The 16,171-nt window shown below is 69.4% G+C and carries 19 protein-coding genes; 11 read left to right on the forward strand and 8 right to left on the reverse strand.

Going from position 1 to position 16,171, the window contains the following annotated elements; genetic code table 11:
• Nucleotides 1–3: 3 nt before the first annotated feature.
• Together ACWF7A_RS33880 and ACWF7A_RS33885 are read right to left on the reverse strand one after the other, a co-directional pair.
• Nucleotides 4–495: a hypothetical protein gene (locus ACWF7A_RS33880; protein WP_452254583.1), complete on the reverse strand. Its 492-nt coding sequence runs from the start codon at nucleotides 493–495 to the stop codon at nucleotides 4–6.
• 10 nt (nucleotides 496–505) lie between these two features.
• The gene (locus ACWF7A_RS33885) at nucleotides 506–994 is read right to left on the reverse strand and encodes a hypothetical protein (protein WP_452254584.1); all 489 of its coding nucleotides are present in this window, start codon (nucleotides 992–994) and stop codon (nucleotides 506–508) included.
• A 27-nt stretch (nucleotides 995–1,021) separates the two neighbouring features.
• Here ACWF7A_RS33885 and ACWF7A_RS33890 point away from each other — a divergent pair, with 27 nt between their 5' ends.
• On the forward strand, nucleotides 1,022–2,143 hold the full coding sequence (locus tag ACWF7A_RS33890) for an aminotransferase class V-fold PLP-dependent enzyme (protein ID WP_452254585.1): 1,122 nt from the start codon (nucleotides 1,022–1,024) through the stop codon (nucleotides 2,141–2,143).
• Here the strand turns inward: ACWF7A_RS33890 and ACWF7A_RS33895 are convergent.
• A complete protein-coding gene (locus tag ACWF7A_RS33895) occupies nucleotides 2,127–3,422 on the reverse strand; it encodes a M14 family metallopeptidase (protein ID WP_452254586.1) in 1,296 nt (431 codons plus the stop codon). The two genes, ACWF7A_RS33890 and ACWF7A_RS33895, sit on opposite strands and share 17 nt — an antisense overlap.
• A 132-nt stretch (nucleotides 3,423–3,554) precedes the next feature.
• On the opposite strand from ACWF7A_RS33895, the gene hisD reads away from it, so the two are divergent.
• Genes hisD through ACWF7A_RS33915 form a run of 4 tightly spaced genes read left to right on the forward strand, consistent with a single transcriptional unit; the run spans nucleotide 3,555 to nucleotide 6,725 of the window.
• The gene (hisD, locus tag ACWF7A_RS33900; RefSeq protein ID WP_452254587.1) at nucleotides 3,555–4,871 is read left to right on the forward strand and encodes a histidinol dehydrogenase; all 1,317 of its coding nucleotides are present in this window, start codon (nucleotides 3,555–3,557) and stop codon (nucleotides 4,869–4,871) included.
• Nucleotides 4,868–5,974: a histidinol-phosphate transaminase gene (locus ACWF7A_RS33905; protein WP_452254588.1), complete on the forward strand. Its 1,107-nt coding sequence runs from the start codon at nucleotides 4,868–4,870 to the stop codon at nucleotides 5,972–5,974. The genes hisD and ACWF7A_RS33905 overlap by 4 nt, the downstream gene beginning before the upstream one ends.
• On the forward strand, nucleotides 5,971–6,570 hold the full coding sequence (hisB, locus tag ACWF7A_RS33910) for an imidazoleglycerol-phosphate dehydratase HisB (RefSeq protein WP_452254589.1): 600 nt from the start codon (nucleotides 5,971–5,973) through the stop codon (nucleotides 6,568–6,570). The genes ACWF7A_RS33905 and hisB overlap by 4 nt, the downstream gene beginning before the upstream one ends.
• Nucleotides 6,570–6,725, forward strand: a complete 156-nt coding sequence (locus tag ACWF7A_RS33915) for a hypothetical protein (protein WP_258947977.1) — start codon at nucleotides 6,570–6,572, stop codon at nucleotides 6,723–6,725. Before hisB ends, ACWF7A_RS33915 begins: the two co-directional genes overlap by 1 nt.
• On the opposite strand, the gene ACWF7A_RS33920 is transcribed toward ACWF7A_RS33915, so the two are convergent.
• The 3 genes from ACWF7A_RS33920 to soxR all read right to left on the reverse strand — a co-directional run bounded on the left by ACWF7A_RS33920 (nucleotide 6,722) and on the right by soxR (nucleotide 9,277).
• Nucleotides 6,722–7,327, reverse strand: a complete 606-nt coding sequence (locus ACWF7A_RS33920) for a class I SAM-dependent methyltransferase (RefSeq protein ID WP_452254590.1) — start codon at nucleotides 7,325–7,327, stop codon at nucleotides 6,722–6,724. The two genes, ACWF7A_RS33915 and ACWF7A_RS33920, sit on opposite strands and share 4 nt — an antisense overlap.
• Complete coding sequence (locus ACWF7A_RS33925) at nucleotides 7,324–7,848, reverse strand: RNA 2'-phosphotransferase (RefSeq protein WP_452254591.1); 525 nt, start codon at nucleotides 7,846–7,848, stop codon at nucleotides 7,324–7,326. The genes ACWF7A_RS33920 and ACWF7A_RS33925 overlap by 4 nt, the downstream gene beginning before the upstream one ends.
• 964 nt (nucleotides 7,849–8,812) lie before the next feature.
• Nucleotides 8,813–9,277, reverse strand: a complete 465-nt coding sequence (gene soxR / locus ACWF7A_RS33930) for a redox-sensitive transcriptional activator SoxR (RefSeq protein ID WP_452254592.1) — start codon at nucleotides 9,275–9,277, stop codon at nucleotides 8,813–8,815.
• Between the two features lie 55 nt (nucleotides 9,278–9,332).
• Here soxR and ACWF7A_RS33935 point away from each other — a divergent pair, with 55 nt between their 5' ends.
• From ACWF7A_RS33935 to priA, 6 genes are all read left to right on the forward strand, one after another.
• Nucleotides 9,333–9,995 (forward strand): thiamine pyrophosphate-dependent enzyme, encoded by a 663-nt coding sequence (locus tag ACWF7A_RS33935; RefSeq protein WP_452254593.1) that lies wholly within the window; start codon nucleotides 9,333–9,335, stop codon nucleotides 9,993–9,995.
• Nucleotides 9,995–10,888 (forward strand): transketolase family protein, encoded by an 894-nt coding sequence (locus ACWF7A_RS33940; protein ID WP_452254594.1) that lies wholly within the window; start codon nucleotides 9,995–9,997, stop codon nucleotides 10,886–10,888. Before ACWF7A_RS33935 ends, ACWF7A_RS33940 begins: the two co-directional genes overlap by 1 nt.
• 183 nt (nucleotides 10,889–11,071) lie before the next feature.
• Entirely contained in the window at nucleotides 11,072–11,884 is an 813-nt protein-coding gene (locus ACWF7A_RS33945) for a hypothetical protein (RefSeq protein WP_452254595.1), read from the forward strand.
• A gap of 10 nt (nucleotides 11,885–11,894) precedes the next feature.
• Entirely contained in the window at nucleotides 11,895–12,530 is a 636-nt protein-coding gene (gene hisH / locus ACWF7A_RS33950; protein ID WP_452254596.1) for an imidazole glycerol phosphate synthase subunit HisH, read from the forward strand.
• A complete protein-coding gene (locus tag ACWF7A_RS33955; protein WP_452254597.1) occupies nucleotides 12,527–14,071 on the forward strand; it encodes a hypothetical protein in 1,545 nt (514 codons plus the stop codon). Before hisH ends, ACWF7A_RS33955 begins: the two co-directional genes overlap by 4 nt.
• The gene (gene priA, locus ACWF7A_RS33960) at nucleotides 14,068–14,799 is read left to right on the forward strand and encodes a bifunctional 1-(5-phosphoribosyl)-5-((5-phosphoribosylamino)methylideneamino)imidazole-4-carboxamide isomerase/phosphoribosylanthranilate isomerase PriA (RefSeq protein ID WP_452254598.1); all 732 of its coding nucleotides are present in this window, start codon (nucleotides 14,068–14,070) and stop codon (nucleotides 14,797–14,799) included. The genes ACWF7A_RS33955 and priA overlap by 4 nt, the downstream gene beginning before the upstream one ends.
• On the opposite strand, the gene ACWF7A_RS33965 is transcribed toward priA, so the two are convergent.
• Together ACWF7A_RS33965 and ACWF7A_RS33970 are read right to left on the reverse strand one after the other, a co-directional pair.
• The gene (locus ACWF7A_RS33965; protein WP_452254599.1) at nucleotides 14,765–15,466 is read right to left on the reverse strand and encodes a Clp protease N-terminal domain-containing protein; all 702 of its coding nucleotides are present in this window, start codon (nucleotides 15,464–15,466) and stop codon (nucleotides 14,765–14,767) included. The genes priA and ACWF7A_RS33965 overlap by 35 nt on opposite strands.
• A gap of 315 nt (nucleotides 15,467–15,781) precedes the next feature.
• Nucleotides 15,782–16,162: a PPOX class F420-dependent oxidoreductase gene (locus ACWF7A_RS33970; RefSeq protein WP_452254600.1), complete on the reverse strand. Its 381-nt coding sequence runs from the start codon at nucleotides 16,160–16,162 to the stop codon at nucleotides 15,782–15,784.
• Nucleotides 16,163–16,171: the final 9 nt, after the last annotated feature.

A 16,171-nucleotide genomic window follows, 5' to 3' on the forward strand; every position in this document is an offset into this window, starting at 1 on the left:
CCGTCACGTGGTGCGGGCGTTGATCTCGCGGACGGCGCGCTCCGGGTCGTCCGCCCAGAACTCGACGCGCTCGACCTGCTGCACGCTCGTCTTGCCGAGGTTCACGAGCTGCGGCTCGTGGAACGGCACGGACACGTTCGTCCTGGTCAGCGACTGGATGACGAGCGCGTCGCCGATCACCTCGACGGTGCGCTGCCCCTTGTGGGTGCGCTCGGCGATCTGCGCGGACCCGAGGTCGGCCGTCGGGATGCGCCAGTCGAAGAACCCCAGCTGCCGCAGCCGCAGCTCGTCGTCGGAGACGGTGTGCGGCTGCTTCGCCAGCACGTAGAGAGCGCCCACGCACACGACGGTGTTCAGCACGCCCAGGACGATCAGCGTGATGAGCAGCCACGGGATGTCCAGGCCGAACGCGACCAGCGCGATCCCGACCGCCGTGATGATCAGGAACCGCACGTACCGCGGCTTCATGCGCTTGCCGTAGGGGATCTCCACCATGGCGCTGAGCCTATTTTCGCAGCGCGCGAACCACGTCGCCGGGGTCGTCGGCCCAGAACTCGATCTTCGTCACGTCGTGCGCGCCCCGCCGGCCGAGGTCGATCTCCTGCGGCTCGTTCAGGTGCAGCGAAACGTTGGTGGAACCGGAGATCTCCAGCACGAGAGTGCCGTCCACAACGGACCGCGTCCTGTGCAGCGACCGGCTGGTCGTGCCCTGCGTCACGCTTTCGATGGCCGCCAAGGGAATCCGGTACTCGAACTCCCGCGCGTACCGCAGCCACAGGTGCTCGTCGTCGACGGAGTGCTTGAACTTCTGGAGCATCCAGAGCTGCCACCCCAGCAGCAGCCCGCTCAGCACGCCGAACGCGAGGAGCACGGCCCGCAGCCAGAACCACGGCACGATCAGCTCGACGAGCAGGATCTCCAGGGGTGTCAGCACGATGAACACCCAGAGGAACGGTCTGACCTGTGCGCTGTAGCCGAAAGTGCGATCCCCCATGACCTCGATGGTGGCACAGTGGGGCGGGTGAGCGACCTGATCTTCCTGGACAGCGCCGGTTCCTCGATTCCTCCCGCCGAGGTGGTGGACGAGGTGGTCGGGCACCTCCGCCGGGAGACCGAGATCGGGGGCTACCGGGCCGCCGCGGAACGCCGTGACGACCTCGAGGCGGGCTACGGCGTGCTGGCCGAGCTGTTCGGCTGCGAGCCGTCCGAGGTCGCGTTCACCGACAGTGCGACCCGCTCGTGGCTCACCGCCTTCGACGCCGTGCCGCTCGCGAAGGGCGACCGGATCCTCGTCACCGAGGTCGAGTACGGCGGCAACGCGGTGCCGATGCTGCGCCGCGCCGAGGAGACCGGCGCGACGGTCGAGGTGATGGCGTCCGACCGGCACGGGCAGGTAGACGTCGAAGCGCTGGAGCTGGACGAACGGGTCAAGCTGATCTCGCTCGTGCACGTGCCCACCAACGGAGGCCTGGTCAACCCGGTCGGCGAGGTCACGGCGAAGGCGCGGGAGGTGGGCGCGCTCGTGTTGCTCGACGCCTGCCAGTCGACGGGACAGCTCGACCTGAGCGGCCTCGACTACGACATGCTCGTGTGCACCGGCCGCAAGTGGCTGCGCGGACCGCGGGGCACCGGTGCGCTGGTGGTGCGCGACGACGTGCGCAGGAAGCTTCGGCCGCGCCTGATGGACCACAGCGCGGCGGAGTGGGTCGCGCCCGACCGCTACGAGCCGCGGGACGACGCGCGGGTCTTCGAGCTGTGGGAGTACAGCGTCGCGGACCGGCTCGGCCTGATCGCCGCGGTCAGGTACGCGCTGGCCAAGGGGCTGGACGTGATCGAGGCCGAGGTCGCCGACCGCGCCAGGCGCTTGCGCGAAGGGCTCGCGGCCCTAGACGGGATCACCGTGCGGGACCTGGGCGAACGGCAGGCGGGCATCGTCACGTTCACGAGCGACCGGGTGCCGGCGACGGAGCTCAAGGACAGGTTGTGGCAGCGCGACGTCGCCGTGACGGTGTCGCAGCGCGCGTCCACGATGTTCGACATGACCCGGCGGGGCCTGGACGAAGTAGTGCGGGCCTCCCCGCACTACTTCGTCACGCCGGAAGAGATCGATCAGGCGTTGGACCGCGTCAGCAGCTCACGTTGATGACGCGCTTCACGCAGTCCGAGTAGCTCACGAACAGGTCGACGGCGCGGTCGTTGCGGCTCGTCTGCGCCGCGATGACCGTGTCACGCGGGTAGAAGCCGTTGAGGCCGCCGCTGCTCGGGTACATCTCGAAGGTGTACGACCAGATCTTGTGCTGGCCCCACATCCAGTCGTCGATGCTGCCGTCGGTGATGTACAGGTCGCTCGCCTGCTCCGGCGTGTAGCCGTTGGTGGCGGCCATCTGCTGGCCGAGCGTGCGGAACGCGCGTTCCTCGGTCGCGTCCAGGCCCGGCGCGGTGTTCGCGGTCGTGTAGCCGAAGGGCCACAGCACGAGCTCCGAGAACGAGTGGAAGTCGATGTTCGTCTTGATCTGCTGGACGCCACCGACGACACGGGAGTTCACGAAGTTCTTGACGACGTTGGTCTCCGGTGCGGAGAACGCCGCCGTGCCGCGGTAGGTGTCCGAGGTGCTGGAACCGCTGGAACCGCCGCAGCAGCCCCACTTGAAGCCCCAGTTGCGGTTGAGGTCGGTGCCGTTGCCCTGGCGGTTCTTGCGCCAGCCGCGGAACGACCCGGTGGCGATGTCGTACTCGACGCCGTCCGGGTTGACCATCGGGATGAACCAGACCTCGCGCGTGTCCACCAGGTTCTTGATCGCCGAGTTGGCGTAGTTGTCGGTGTAGCGCTTGATGATCTGCAGGCACTGCTCGACCGTCAGGTGCTCACGGGCGTGCTGGTTGCAGGTGAAGATCACCTCCGGCTCGCTCTCGTCGGTCGCGACGTTGTCGCTGACCTTGAGCGCCCAGATGTCCCGGTTCTCGTAGCTCTTGCCGATGCTGCGCAGGCTCGCCAGGGTCGGGTGGTCGGCCACGGTCTGCCGCAGCTCCGCGGTCATCTCCGCGTAGTTGTGGTAGCCCGCGTATCCGGACGGGAAGTCCTGGGTGCCGACCTGGCCGGGCTTCTGGTCGGTGAAGTCGACCTTGCCGAGGCTCTTGAGCTGCTGCTCGAAGTCGCCGACGTAGGTGATCGGGAGTCCCGTCGCCTGCAGGGCGCGGTACTGGGACTTGTCCGCCACGACCGAGATCGTGGTGAGCTTGGTCGCTCCGAGCACGTCGACGCCGATCTGGGCGATCCGGGTGCGTTCGGCGGACGTGTTCGCGGTGACCTCCAGCAGGTAGCGGCCGGAGTCGGCCGTGCTGGGTGTCGCCATGCCCGCGACCAGCACGGGCAGGCATATCGCGAGCACTGCGGCGATCTTGCCGCGGCGCTTGGTGAACATGGTTCCTCCATCATCAGCAGGGGTTTGCGACGGAGTGGTGCTCGACCGAGCGTGGCCGGGGTGTCACAGGCTGAGTAGCGCCGATAGCGGGCTGACCGTTGACAGATTTCTGCAGGAACTAGGCTGTAAGACATGCTCAACCGCATCGACCTGCGAGGTCGCACCACGACCCCTGCTCAGTTGCGCGCCGTCGTGCCGCGCGCCGAGGTGGACGTGGACGCGGTTCTGCATCATGTACGGCCGATGGTGGACGCGATCGCGGAGCGCGGCGTCGACGCGGCCCTCGAGTACACGGAGAAGTTCGACGGCGTTCGTCCTGCTTCTGTCCGTGTGCCCGCTTCGGAGATTTCGTCTGCTTTGTCCTCGTTGGACCCGGCGGTGCGCGAGGCCCTGGAAGAGGTCATCGCCCGCACCCGGCGCGTCCACGCCGACCAGCGCCGCACCGAGACGACCACGCAGGTCGTGCCCGGCGGCACCGTGACGGAGAAGTGGGTCCCCGTCGAGCGCGTCGGCCTGTACGCGCCCGGCGGCCTCGCGGTCTACCCGTCCACGGTCGTGATGAACGTCGTGCCCGCGCAGATCGCCGGCGTGACGTCGCTGGTGGTGTGCTCGCCGCCGCAGGCCGAGTTCGGTGGCCTGCCGCACCCGACGATCCTGGCCGCCGCCGCGTTGCTCGGCGTCGACGAGGTGTGGGCCGTCGGTGGCGCCCAGGCCGTGGCGCTGCTGGCGCACGGCGGTGTGGACACCGACGGGGCCGAACTGGCGCCGGTCGACATCGTCACCGGTCCCGGCAACATCTACGTGACGGCGGCGAAGCGGTTGCTGCGCGGCCTGATCGGCATCGACTCCGAGGCGGGCCCGACGGAGATCGCGATCCTGGCCGACTCGTCGGCCGACCCCGTGCACGTGGCCGCCGACCTGATCAGCCAGGCCGAGCACGACCCGCTCGCTGCCTCGGTGCTCGTGACGGACTCCGACGAGCTGGCGGACGCGGTGGACGTCGAGCTGGAGCGCCAGATCGGCGCGACCAAGCACACCGACCGGATCCGCACGGCGCTGGGCGGCAAGCAGTCCGGCACCGTCCTCGTGTCCTCTGTGGACGAAGGCGTCCGGGTCGTCGACGCGTACGCCGCCGAGCACCTGGAGATCCAGACGCGCGACGCGCGTTCGGTGGCGAACCGGATCCGGTCCGCCGGCGCGATCTTCGTCGGTGCCTACGCGCCGGTGTCGCTGGGCGACTACTGCGCGGGCTCGAACCACGTGCTGCCGACCGGTGGCTGCGCACGGCACTCGTCCGGCCTGTCCGTGCAGACGTTCCTGCGCGGCATCCACGTGATCGACTACTCCGAGGACGCACTGCGCGAGGTGGCCGACAAGGTCGTCGCGCTGGCGAACGCGGAGGACCTGCCCGCGCACGGGCAGGCCGTCACGGCGAGGTTCCCCCGATGAAGCCGGTGATCGGCGCACGGGTGGAGCTCTCCGACCTGCCCCTGCGCGAGGACCTGCGCGGCCGCACGCCCTACGGCGCGCCGCAGCTCGACGTCCCGTACCGCCTGAACACCAACGAGAACCCGTACGCGCCGACGGACGCGCTGGCCGCCGACGTCGTCGCCGCGGTCGCCGAGATCGCCGGTGAGCTGCACCGCTACCCGGACCGCGACGCCGTGGCGTTGCGCGAGGACCTGGCGGCGTACCTGAGCGACGCGACCTCGGTCCCGCTGACGTCGGAGAACCTCTGGGCCGCCAACGGGTCCAACGAGATCCTCCAGCAGATCATGCAGGCGTTCGGCGGGCCGGGCCGCGTGGCGCTGGGCTTCGAGCCGTCGTACTCGATGCACCCGATCATCGCGGCGGGCACCCGCACCGAGTGGTCGCCGACCCCGCGTCGCCCGGACTTCTCGCTCGACGTGGAGAAGGCCGTCTCGGTGATCTCCGAGACGAGGCCGGACATCGTCTTCGTGACGTCGCCGAACAACCCGACGGGCCAGTCGATCCCGCTCGACGACCTGCGGCTGCTGATCGCGTCCACCACGGGCATGATCGTGGTCGACGAGGCGTACGCGGAGTTCTCCCCGCAGGAGAGCGCGATCAAGCTGCTCGACGAGTTCGGCTCGCGCCTCATCGTCTCGCGCACGATGTCGAAGGCCTTCGCGTTCGCCGGCGGCCGCCTCGGCTACCTGGCCGCCGCCCCGGCCGTCGTCGACGCGCTGCAGCTCGTGCGCCTGCCGTACCACCTGTCCGCACTGACGCAGGCCGCCGCGCGCGCCTCGTTGCGGCACGCCTCGGAGACGCTGGGTTCGGTGGCTCTGCTGGCCGCGGAACGCGACAGGGTCGTCGCCGAGCTGGCCTCGATGGGCTTCCGGGTGGTGCCCTCGGACGCGAACTTCGTGCTGTTCGGCTGGTTCGAGAACGCACGGGAGATCTGGAAGTCCTATCTGGACCACGGCGTGCTCATCAGGGACGTCGGAATCGCGGGTCACCTGCGGGTGACCATCGGAACACCCGAGGAGAACGACGCTTTCCTCGCGGCCAGCAAGGAGGTCAGCCGGTGAGTCGTGTCGGCAAGGTGGAACGCACCACCAGGGAGTCGTCGGTCTACGTGGAGATCGACCTGGACGGCACCGGCCAGGTCGAGATCAACACGGGTGTGCCGTTCTACGACCACATGCTCACCGCGTTCGGCGTGCACGGCAGCTTCGACCTGATCGTCCGGGCGACCGGCGACGTGGAGATCGACGCGCACCACTCGGTCGAGGACATCGCGATCGTGCTGGGCCAGGCGCTGCGGGAAGCGTTGGGGGACAAGAAGGGCATCCGCCGCTTCGGCGACTGCTGGATCCCGATGGACGAGACCCTCGCGCACGCCGCGGTGGACGTCTCTGGCCGCCCGTACACCGTGCACAAGGGCGAGCCGGAGCAGTTCAACAGCTTCGTGATCGGCGGCAACTACCCGTTCGTGCTCAACAGGCACGTCTTCGAGTCGCTGGCCTTCCACGCCCAGATCGCACTGCACGTGCGCGTCGAGTACGGCCGCGACCCGCACCACATCGCGGAGGCCGAGTACAAGGCCATCGCCCGTGCCCTGCGCGTGGCGACGGAGCCCGACCCGCGCGTCGGCGGCATCCCGTCGACCAAGGGCGTTCTCTGATGCCGAAGGAAGTGGTCGTCATCGGCCTGCTGGCCCTCGCGGGCTTCCTGGCCGGTGGCGTCTACACCACGTGGAAGACCGCGAAGGTCCTGGCGGTCATCCTGCTGGTGCTGCTCCTGGTGGCGGTCGGCGGCGCCGTTCTCTGGCTGCTCTAGCCCTTCCGGGCGAGCACCCAGTGGAACGTCGCGGGGCCTGGCTCGTGCATGGTCACGAGGTCGTCGACGACGATCTCCAGGTCCCGCGCGAGCAGGTCCCGGTTCACGTCGGGCGTGTTGCTGCCGAAGAACATCTCGACGCCGAGCCAGGTCTCGGTGACGTCCGGCGTGCCGACCCCGAGCGAGGCGAGGAACAACCCGCCGGGCTTGAGCCACCGCGCGACCTTCGCGAAGAGCGCGGGTTGCTCGGCACGCGGCACGTGCAGGATCGAGTAGAACGCGGCGACACCGTCGAACTCGCCTTCCGCGAAGTCGAGCGCGGTCATGTCGGCCTTCTCGAACCGAGCCCCGGGCACGTTCGCGCGGGCCAGCTCGATCTGCGTGGCCGACAGGTCGACGCCGAGGACGTCGTGCCGCTCGGCGAGCCTCCGCCCGCAAGGGACGCCGGCACCGCAGCCGAGCTCGAGCACCTTGGAGCCCTCGGCCAGCCTCCCGTCGAACTCCGCGAGGTAGCGCAGCCGGGGATCGTCCGCGATCTCCGAGGACCAGTCGAGGTATCGCTGCGCGATGACGTCGTACCCGGCCTCGACGGTGCGCTTCACGCTTCCGCCAGATAACCAGCGGGCACGTGCTGCGCGAGCCACACCCCGTTGGCGCTGAGCCGGAACTCGTGCCCGTCCGAGTGCATCCGCCGAGCGTCGACGGTGAGGATCAACGGCCGCCCGCGCCGCGCCCCGACCCGCCGAGCGGTCTCGCGATCGGGCGAGAGGTGCACGTCGTGGCGAGACATGGGCCGGAGCCCGTCGCGCATGATGTCGTCGAGGTACCGCGCGACGGTGCCGTGGAACAGCTGGTCGGGCGGAACCGCCGCGGGCAGCCCGAGCTCGACCTCGACACTGTGCCCCTGGTTGGCCCGGATCCGATCGCCGTCGACGGTGAAGCGCTTCTTGTCGTTGCGCTCCACGACCTCGAGCATGTCGGCCTCGGAGATGCCGAGCGCGCCGAGAAGGTCGGCCACCGGCACCCAGCCCGCGGGGTCGAGGGTGAGGCCGACGCGCTCGGGCTTGTGCCGGAGCGCCTTGGACATCCGCTTCGAGAGGCGGATCATTCTTTCGTCTTCCATTTCGTTCCCAGGAAACCACAGCGCGTCCACCGGTTTTGCGCTTTCGCGGCGGGCCGTGCTGGATGACGGCTGTCACTCGGACGGGTGGTCTTCGTCCGGATCCACGCCTGACGCCCTCTGGTGGATGTCCTGAAACCGTGGTTGGCGTCCCCCGCAAGTATGCGGAGCGCGGGATGCGGACCGACGGAGTCGGGGGCGGACGGACAGCCGACTGCTGCCTGGCCTGCATGGGTGCGACTGGTCCGGCCAGGATCTGGAAAGGCTGGTGGGCGACTGGGCATGCCAGACGCGTTCGGCGCCGGGAGTGCTGCCGAGAGCGCTGGCGCGCTTGGGCACTCGCGCGGTGGCGCGGCGGTGCGGTCGTGTGGTGGGTGCGGTGGTGCGGCAGTGCGGTCGTGTGGTGGGTGTGGTGGTGCGGCGATTCGAGGTCACCGTCCTCAAGCGGGTGTGCAACCTGGTCGCGTCGGCAGCTGCCTGCCACCGGTACCGCGGGACGCCTCCGAAGGGAGAGCGGAGCGGTACGCGCTCCCGCCCAGCCGGGAGGAACCGCGGCAGCCCGAGGACGTGTCGCCTGAGGACGTGTCGCCTTCGGGCCGAGGACGTGCGGACCGAGGACGTGTGACCGAGGCGTTCGCCGCGGCACCAGCCAACATCTGGCAGCCCGAGGCGACGCCCGGCTACCAGCGCCGTCTGGAGGACGTTCGGCTCGGTCTGGAACAGCTGCCGCAGCTCCAGACCGGACCCCTCGTCACGCCGCGCCTCCCCGAATCCGCCCACCGGATCGCCGAGCTCGACACCCCGGTCCTCCCGCCGCACGGCCGCCACGACATGTCGGCTCCCGGTCGGCCTAGTCGAACCGACGCTCGACCTGATCCCGTGAGCACTGGCCGTGGTACTGGAAGACGCCGGGCACATGCTGCACGTCAACGCCCTCGAGGGCTACGTGCGCGCTGTGCGGGAGGTCCTAGTCGGTGCCGCCCTCGAGGGCGGGCTTGAGCTGAGGCGCGCCCGGCCCGTGTGAGGCCTGCTCGTCGTCGATGTTCTGCAGCGCGCAGCTGCGCAGCGACAGGCAGCCGCACCCGATGCAGCCGGTGAGCCGGTCGCGCAGGCGGTACAGGGCGTCGATGCGGGCGTCCAGCTCCGTCTTCCACGAGCGGGAGAGGCGTTCCCAGTCGGACTTCGTCGGGGTGCGGTTGTCCGGGAGCTGGGCCAGGGCGTCGCGGACGTCCTCCAGGGTGAGGCCCACGCGTTGCGCGGTGCGGATGAACGCCAGCCGGCGCAGCACCGAGCGCAGGTAGCGCCGTTGGTTGCCCGCGGTGCGGACCGACGTGATCAGACCCCTGTCCTCGTAGAAGCGCAGCGCGGTGTGGGGGACGCCGCTGCGGTCGGCGACCTGGCCGATGGTCAGCATTTCCGGCAACTTGCTCACCGGATCATCGTAACCGCTTGACCTCCAGCATGGTCGAGGTTGAACAGTTGGTGCCATGCAACGGATACCAGGGCTCTTCGCGAGGATGACCGGGGACGAGAAGCACGAGTGGGCTGCGGCTTCCACCGTCGACGTGCTCTGGGTCCTCTACGACAAGGTCCTCAACGTCACGCCCGCGACGGCCGACGATCCCGACCGCGACCGGTTCCTGCTCTCCAAGGGGCACGGGCCGATGGCCTACTACGCCGTGCTGGCGGAGAAGGGGTTCATCGACGAGTCCATTTTGGACGACTGGACTTCATGGGACAGTCCGCTCGGCCAGCATCCCGACCGAGTGCTCGTCGCGGGCGCGGAGATCAGCAGCGGCTCGCTCGGTCACGGGCTGCCGATCGCGGTCGGCACGGCGATCGGGCAGCGCATCGCCGGGAGCCGCGGTCGCACGTTCGTGCTGGTCGGCGACGGTGAGCTGGACGAAGGCAGCAACCACGAGGCGATCGCGGTGGCGGCACGGCTGCGGGTCGCGAACCTCACCACGATCGTGATCGACAACCAGTCCGCGATGTACGGCTGGCCCGGTGGCATCGCGGGGCGGTTCGCCGTCGAGGGGTGGCAGACCGCCGAGGTCGACGGCCGCGACCACGAGGCCCTCTTCGCCGCACTGACAGCGCCGCACGACCGCCCGTACGCGGTCGTCGCCAAGATCGAGAAGAGCTACTGATGACCACCATGCGCCAGGCCTTCGTCGAGACGGTCAACGACGAGATCGCCGCCGATCCGCGGATCGCCGTGGTGACCGCGGTGATCTCCAGCAACGAGTTCCCTCAGGAGAACGAACGCGTCGTGGACGTCGGGATCCGCGAGCAGACCATGGTGGGCGTGGCCGGCGGCCTGGCGTTGGCGGGGCTGCGGCCGGTCGTGCACAGCTACGCGCCGTTCCTCGTCGAACGGCCGTACGAGCAGATCAAGCTCGACATCGGGCATCAGGACGTGGGCGCGGTCTTCGTGAGCATCGGAGCGTCCTATGACGACCCGGCGTGGGGTCGCACGCACCAGTCACCGGGCGACGTCGCGTTGTTCGACACGCTGCCCGGCTGGACCGTTCACGTGCCCGGACACCCGGACGAGGTCACGCCGTTGCTCCGGCAGGCGCTCAAGGACGACAACCGGGTGTACGTGAGGCTTTCGCTGCACGAGAACACGCAGGCGCATCCGGTGGGCGCGGGGTTCACGACCATCCGGCACGGGAAACGTGGTGTGGTGCTCGCCGTGGGGCCGATGCTCGACCGCGTGGTCAAGGCCGTCGAGTCGGAGAACGCCGACGTCGCGGTGCTGTACGCGGCCACGGTCCGGCCGTTCGACTCGGACGGGCTGCGCAAGGCCGTGCAGGACACCGACCACGCTGACGTGATGGTGGTGGAACCGTACCTGGAGGGAACTTCTTCTCATCTTGTGTCCGAGACGCTGCAACAAATCCCGCACCGCGTTCGTTCTATAGGTGTCAAACGGCACGCAGAGCTCCGCAACTACGGCACGGCCGAAGACCATGACGCGGCTCATGATCTCGACGTGGTGGGGCTGGGGAGTGCTGTGCGGAGTTTCTTCAGGGGGTGAAGAAACATGTTCGCAGTCATGGGGGATGACTGGACCGGCGCGCCTTCTCGCGCGGTTTAGGGGGCGGCGCCCCGTGCCGTCGGGTCGGTCTGGAGTGGACGGAGCCGGCGGCGCGGACGCGCCGTGAATTGCATTGGAGTCCGTTGGATTCCTCGGGGGCGTTCTCCTGGAATGATGTTGGACGTGAGAATGCTGATCTGGACCCCGTTGAACGCCGCCGAGCTGCAGAAGTCCATGCACAGCGGCAACGTGGGCCCCGCGGCGCTCGTCCCGGTCCAGTCGGGCACGGTGCTGCTGCCTCCGCCGGGCACCAGGCTCAACGAGGCCGCGTACATGGCGAACAGGGTGCGCAAGCTCGGGAGCGGCGCCGCCCTCGCCGTGTGGAACGACGAGGCCGCGCTGCTCTACCTGTTCACGTCGACGATCGGGCGCGCCTCGATGTGGGGGTCGCGCGAGGCGGTGCTGCGGTTGTCGGCGCAGGCGAAGCAGTCGGGGCCGGTCGGGCTGGCCTTCGACCGCCTGACCGCGGGCCTGGTCACGCTGCGGGAGAAGGAGAAGTGGCAGCTCGACGCCATCGACAAGCTCACCGCGCTGTACCCGGCTGCCAGCCGCAAGGGGCCGCTCGAACGCATCCGCGACTTCGAGAACGGCCGTGCGGCGATCCCGGACTTCTTCCGCGCGGCGGGGCTGCCGGAGGTCGCGCAGGTCGCCGAGCTCGCGGAGCAGGGCCGTGCGGACTTCGTGCTGCAGACCCTGGAGGCGCCGCACGCGAAGCTGTGGCCGCTCGCGTTGATCTTCCCGCTGCTCGTGGTGACCGCGCTGGTGACGGTGCTGCTCCACATCCCGGCGATGGTCTACTACCTAGTCGGCGGCGTGCTCTTGGTGCTGATGTGCACGTTGCTCGTCGTGCTCAGGCGTCGGCTCGTGCGCACGAAACCGATCAACACCGTGTTGCCGGTCATCCCGGTCACGCAGGGCGCGGTGCCGACCGACTAACCTGGTCGGCGTGGCACGTGTCGTCGTACTTGACTATGGATCCGGCAACCTCCGCTCCGCCGAGCGCGCGCTCCAGCGGGTCGGCGCGGACGTCGAGGTGACGTCGGACCATCGCGCCGCCCGGAACGCGGACGGCCTGGTCGTCCCCGGCGTCGGCGCGTACGCGGCGTGCATGGAGGGCCTCAACTCGGTGCGCGGCGCCCGGATCATCGGCGAGCGCCTCGCCGGCGGCCGCCCGGTGCTCGGCATCTGCGTGGGCATGCAGATCCTGTTCGACCGCGGCATCGAGCACGGCGTGCTGACCGAGGGCTGCGGCGAGTGGCCCGGCACCGTCGAGCGGCTCGAGGCGCCGATCGTGCCGCACATGGGCTGGAACACCGTGCGCACGCCCGAGGACTCGAAGCTCTTCGCGGGCCTCGACAAGGACACGCGGTTCTACTTCGTGCACTCCTACGGCGTGCGCCGCTGGGAGCTGGAGCCGGCCGAGCACCTGAAGCCGCCGCTGGTGACGTGGGCGGACCACGCGGGCGACGAGTTCGTGGCGGCCGTCGAGAACGGTCCGTTGTGGGCGACGCAGTTCCACCCGGAGAAGTCGGGTGACGCCGGAGCACACCTCCTGCAGAACTGGTTGACTACCTTGTCGTGATCACACGACTGCTGACGGTAGCCACTCTGGTGGCTGTCACCGTCGCCGTGCCCGGGGCTGCGTACGCTGCTCCGGCACCGTTCCACGACACCTTCGACAACGCCGTGGACGCCGACCCGACCTACGGCCTCAACGACGACCTGAAGCAGCGCCAGGGGACCGGCGCCGTCACGTACAGCCGGGTGTCGGGCAAGTGGAACACCGGCGACGTGCCACGTCCGTGGTACGTGCAGGTCGGCCATCCGAACCACCGCGGCGCGCTGTCGATGCACCTCGGCACGACGGCGGTGCGGCTCGACGCGCCGTCCACGGGGTCGTCGATCTCGGCGACGCTGACGCCGGTGGCAGGCGACCGCACGTCCGGCGACTGGTCGTCGATCGCTCTGGGACGCTCGGCGAACAGCTGGGGCTATGTGTCCAATCAGGACATCGATCTCGGCTTCCTGGTGCGCGCCAACGGAGGCGTGCAGCTCTTCCAGTCGGGCAGGCCCGTCGTGGACCTGCCGACGTTCGCTGTGGCCAAGGCCGACGGCTCGTTCGACGTGACCTTGAAGCTCGCCGGGCCGGCGCTCGACCTGTCCGTCAACAGTGCTCGCAGGACGATCACGCTGGGCACGGCGGTGCCGGCCGAGCGGCTGTGGATCTACCTCGGGCGCTACTCCGACGACCCCGAGACCGTCAGCCTCGTCGACGACCTGCGCGTCGAGCGGATGAACTCCGACGACCTGCGCAAGCGTCCCGGCTCGCAGCTGCGCTACTACGGGTACTTCGGGGCGCGGCTGAACGCCGCCGGGGGCAACCACCTGCCCGAGGTGCGCGGCCGCAGCAACCTCAACTGGGTGCAGATCAGCGACGTCGACGCCTACCGTCCCGAGGTGCTGCGCGACTGCGCGCCCGCAGGATGCGTCGTCCACACGGGCAACGAGTTCTTCGACTGCGATGCGTCCGGCTGCCCGCTGTACCCGAACGCCGTGGAGCGCTGGCAGGTGCTCGCGGAGAAGGTGCGTCCGCACCTCGACCGGGTGGCCGGGTTCGTGTTGCAGGACGAGCCGTTCCACCACGGCGCGAGCTTCGCGGACGTCGAGCTCTCGGCCCAGCAGATCAAGAACACCTTCCCGGACAAGAAGGTCATGCTGATCGAGGCGGGTGTCCGGGTCGACGACTCCTTCCGCGTGCCCGCCGCCGTCGACTGGGTCGGCTTCGACGAGTACTGCGTCGGGTACGAGGCGCTGGACGCCCGCATGACCGAGCTGGAGCAGCGTGCGCCGGGCAAGGAGCTGTTCCTGCTGCCCGAGGCCGCGCCGCAGTCGTGGTGCGCGGACAGGACCGACGCGGACCTCGCGAGCACCCAGTACCTGCACATGGCGCTGGCGCAGGAGCACCCCGCGTTCGTCGGGATCATGGTCTTCGGGCCGTGGACGGGCGTCGGACCTGCCGCGACGGGTCCCGGTACGCCGGTGCCGTCGACGTTCCCGCGCGCCACGGAGGCCCAGGAGCGCGTGGCCGCCCTCGTGCTGGGGGACGCTAGGCTGCCCGGGTGACGTTCACACTCCTCCCCGCTGTTGACGTGGCCGACGGTCGTGCCGTCCGGCTCGTGCAGGGCGAAGCCGGTACCGAGACGAACTACGGCGAGCCGCTCGACGCGGCCCTGCAGTGGCAACGCGACGGAGCGGAGTGGATCCATCTCGTCGACCTCGACGCCGCGTTCGGCCGCGGCTCCAACCGCGAGCTGATCGCACGTGTCGTCGGCGAGCTCGACGTGAAGGTGGAGCTGTCCGGCGGCATCCGCGACGACGCCTCGCTGGAGGCTGCCCTCGGCACCGGCTGCGCCCGCGTGAACCTCGGCACGGCCGCGCTGGAAGACCCGGAGTGGTGCGCCAAGGCGCTCGCGGCGTACGGCGAGAAGATCGCGGTGGGCCTCGACGTCCGCATCACCGAGCAGGGCCACCGGGTCAAGGGCCGCGGCTGGACGTCGGACGGCGGCGACCTCTGGGAGGTCCTCGACCGGCTCGACCGCGACGGCTGCACGCGTTACGTGGTCACCGACGTGTCGAAGGACGGCACGCTGACGGGCCCGAACCTGGAGCTGCTGAGCGAGGTCTGCGCCCGCACCGACGCCCCGGTCATCGCGTCCGGCGGCGTGTCCACTGTGGACGACCTGGTCGCGCTCGCGAAGCTGTCGCGCGACGGCGTGGAGGGCTCCATCATCGGCAAGGCCCTGTACGCCGGCGCCTTCACGCTCCCGGAAGCGCTCGCTGCGGTCCGTTGACCACGCCCTCGATGTGAGTGGCCGCGGCCGCGTGCGTCACACCCGTGTTGTGCAGCACGTCAGCCGCGGTCCCCTCGGCTTCCAGCAGCACGCCGAGCAGGATGTGCTCGGTGCCGATGAACATGTGACCCATCCGGAGCGCCTCGCGCACGGCCAGTTCGAGGGCCTTCTTGCAGTGCGTCGTGTAGGGCTGCTTCTCCGGCCGTTGCTGGGCCTCTGAGTCGAGCCGGTTCAGCGTCGCGATGCGCGTGCTGCCGTCGCCCGACTCGAGCTTCGCGATCGTCTTGGCCGCGAGCCCGGCCGACTCGTCGAGCAGCCCGAGCAGCAGGTGCTCGGTGCCGATCCGCTCGCTGAACCGCGCGTGGTGCCTGGCCAGCGCGATCACCCGCCTCGACCGCTGGGTGTAGCGCTCCATGCTCGGCTTGCCCAGCTCCGGCGACTCCTTGGGCACGAACCGCTTCTGCGCGGCCTGCTTCGTGACGCCGAGGCTCTCGCCGATCTCGGCCCAGCTCGCCCCGCCCCGCCGGGCCTCGTCGACGAAGTGGCCGATCAGGTGGTCGCCGAGCTCGTTGAGCTGACCGCTCAGCTCGACGGCCTTAGCCAGACGCACGAGGGCGTCGTCAGCTTCTTGAGCGACCGTGACGATGAGGTCGGTCAACTGGATCATGCGTCAACTCTAGGTTGACGCTGAGCGGCGGGTCAACCTCGGGTTGACGGTCGACGTCGATTCAACGTTGACACACCTGATCCACGTCGAGTCCACGTCGAATCGATGTGGACGCTCGCGATCAACATGGACGTGCCGCATCAACATGCACAGAAGACAACGTTGTCATCGCTGTGGACAGCGTCAACCCCGCATTGATTCTGTTCAAGTCAATGTCGATCGGACGGCGATCAATGTCGAGTCGACATCGGATCAACGTGGACAGGCGCCATCGACGTTGATCGGCGGGATCAACGTGGACTCGACGTCGACGGGTCAGCTCACCGGCGTGATCTCGATGCCGACCGTCCCGGTCCGGCCGCGGCGCAGCCTGCTGCCGGTCATCGTCAGCCAGCCCATGAACCCGTACTTCTTGACGATGCGCGAACGAACGTCGTCGCTGGCGGAGTCGTCCAACAGCCGGGCCCGCGCCTTGACCGACGGGCCCTGGGGGTTGCCACGCAGGTCGCACGGCCCGATCTCCACGTCGCCGCTGCGGCGGATCCGCTTGACCTTGCCGGTCTCCTTGGCGCTCCAGGCGTAGATCACGTCGTCGGAGGGGCCCGGCGCGACCCAGGCCGGGGTGGGCACCGGGGTGCCGTCCTTGCGGAACGTCGTCAGCAGCAGGTACTGGCCGCGGCCCAGTTCGGTGATCATGGCGCCGCA

This window comes from Lentzea sp. NPDC055074, from assembly GCF_053608005.1.

What these genes read in the sequence shown, in the direction of transcription:
- ACWF7A_RS33885 (WP_452254584.1), bottom strand. Translation starts at nt 994, where the DNA reads ATGGGGGATCGCACTTTCGGCTACAGCGCACAGGTCAGACCGTTCCTC.
- hisD (WP_452254587.1), top strand. Translation starts at nt 3,555, where the DNA reads ATGCTCAACCGCATCGACCTGCGAGGTCGCACCACGACCCCTGCTCAG.
- ACWF7A_RS33915 (WP_258947977.1), top strand. Translation starts at nt 6,570, where the DNA reads ATGCCGAAGGAAGTGGTCGTCATCGGCCTGCTGGCCCTCGCGGGCTTC.
- ACWF7A_RS33935 (WP_452254593.1), top strand. Translation starts at nt 9,333, where the DNA reads ATGCAACGGATACCAGGGCTCTTCGCGAGGATGACCGGGGACGAGAAG.
- ACWF7A_RS33895 (WP_452254586.1), bottom strand. Translation starts at nt 3,422, where the DNA reads ATGTTCACCAAGCGCCGCGGCAAGATCGCCGCAGTGCTCGCGATATGC.
- ACWF7A_RS33965 (WP_452254599.1), bottom strand. Translation starts at nt 15,466, where the DNA reads ATGATCCAGTTGACCGACCTCATCGTCACGGTCGCTCAAGAAGCTGAC.
- ACWF7A_RS33905 (WP_452254588.1), top strand. Translation starts at nt 4,868, where the DNA reads ATGAAGCCGGTGATCGGCGCACGGGTGGAGCTCTCCGACCTGCCCCTG.
- ACWF7A_RS33925 (WP_452254591.1), bottom strand. Translation starts at nt 7,848, where the DNA reads ATGGAAGACGAAAGAATGATCCGCCTCTCGAAGCGGATGTCCAAGGCG.
- ACWF7A_RS33940 (WP_452254594.1), top strand. Translation starts at nt 9,995, where the DNA reads ATGACCACCATGCGCCAGGCCTTCGTCGAGACGGTCAACGACGAGATC.
- ACWF7A_RS33970 (WP_452254600.1), bottom strand. Translation starts at nt 16,162, where the DNA reads ATGATCACCGAACTGGGCCGCGGCCAGTACCTGCTGCTGACGACGTTC.
- ACWF7A_RS33880 (WP_452254583.1), bottom strand. Translation starts at nt 495, where the DNA reads ATGGTGGAGATCCCCTACGGCAAGCGCATGAAGCCGCGGTACGTGCGG.